The organism is Aquabacterium sp. (assembly GCF_004297345.1).
Classification (GTDB): Bacteria; Pseudomonadota; Gammaproteobacteria; order Burkholderiales; family Burkholderiaceae_C; genus Aquabacterium.
In genome coordinates this window covers 1-1,481 of sequence record NZ_SCTN01000371.1, presented here as the reverse complement: position 1 = coordinate 1,481, position 1,481 = coordinate 1, and the positions used below count along the sequence as shown (strand labels likewise).

1 pseudogene is annotated in these 1,481 nt (G+C 63.4%); it reads right to left on the bottom strand.

The features are described from left to right. Window positions 1-1,481, bottom strand: a pseudogene (locus EPO09_RS14025) (hypothetical protein); the annotation flags it as partial.

Sequence of the window (1,481 nt, the reverse complement as noted above, 5' to 3'; positions counted from 1 at the left end):
GCCAACGCAGGTTGTTGGACACCGCATTGCCTGCCAGCACGCTGGAGATACGCCCGGCCACACCTGTGTTGTCCATGCCCGAGGCCAGCACATCGCGCGACGCCTCCAGCGCAAGGGAGACCGGCGCACCATCGTCGGGCTGCATCGATCCGGTCATGCCCAGCTTGTCGCGGTATCGAAGGCCGTCCTGCCCCGGGGCATACATCTCACTGAAAAAGTGACTGTTGCGCTGAACATGCTCACCCCCCACGGCAAACCGGCCCAGCCGGGTCTTGAAGACCGTGTCCGATAGCCAGCCGCCATCCCGCGCCGTGGTGATCTGCGAGCTGACGATCAAGCCGTCCTGGTAGGCGCGCAAGCCCCATTGCGCAAATGTGGCCGGCTCGTCTGCTGCGCCGGAAGGGCGCGAGACCAGCCCGAGGTTGGCCGACAAGGCCCGCGTCAAGCCCAGGTCAAACTGCGCGACATGCAGCGCACCCAGATCCGTTTGCTGACTCGCCAGGGTATAAAAAAATTCGCCCGGTTTGATGACGGCCTGATCGAGCAGAAAGCTCTGCCGCTCGACGCGCACCTGACCCAAAGGGCCGTTGAAAACAAGCCGGAATTCATTGGGCCCAAAAGACAAGGGCAGATCATCGAAGGCGTAGCGCCCATCCGCGCCTGAGGGCTGATAGCCGACAAGGGCATCGTTGTAGTACAGCGTGACATCCCAACCCGGCGGCAGATCCCCACGGATGCTGTGTCGATCGAAGTTGCTCGGCTGCCCCATCGCGTGATTGTTGGCCGCCACGCCCAGCCCGCCCTGCCCGCTCATCAACACATGAGGCACGCTTGGCATCACGATGTGACCCAACTCGACGGTACGCGCGCCCATCGGACCCAGCAACTGGCCGTCCGGATCATGCCGGGCCAAGGCCAGGCGCACTTCGGGCACAGGCTTCTCCCTGGAGGCGGACAGGTACGCGGCGGCCTCCATGCCCAGCAGGTCTGTGGTGATGTAGGCCGCATAGGCCGTCTTGTACTGTGCGGCGTCCCGACCGAAGCGGGCGTCGCTGCCCAGCGTTTGATCGATAAAGGGCGCGCGTGCCATCGCATACGGTACGCCCACCAGGTCGTAGCCGCCATCTTGCGCACGCGATGCCATCGAGGTGCCAGGCGCACCCTGTTTTTCGCGCTGCAAACGGGCCTGCATCGGCAGCCTGACACGCGGCTTGATGCGCAACTGCAGGGTCGGCAGGTCCACCTCGAAATCGATGGACAGCCATTGCCTCAAGGCTTTCTGGGCTACGAAGATGTCGTCACCCACCACATGAACCAGGCTCGGATCGTAGTTCTGCTCGTGCCCCTGCACATTGACCAGCGCGCCCCCTACATGCAAGCCAAACAACTGGTCTTCCTTGATGAGGAAGCCGCTGGCACTGCCATCCTGCGCATTCACTGTGATCGCCAGGGTCAACAGGCGTGCCAACTCCCCCAACGGC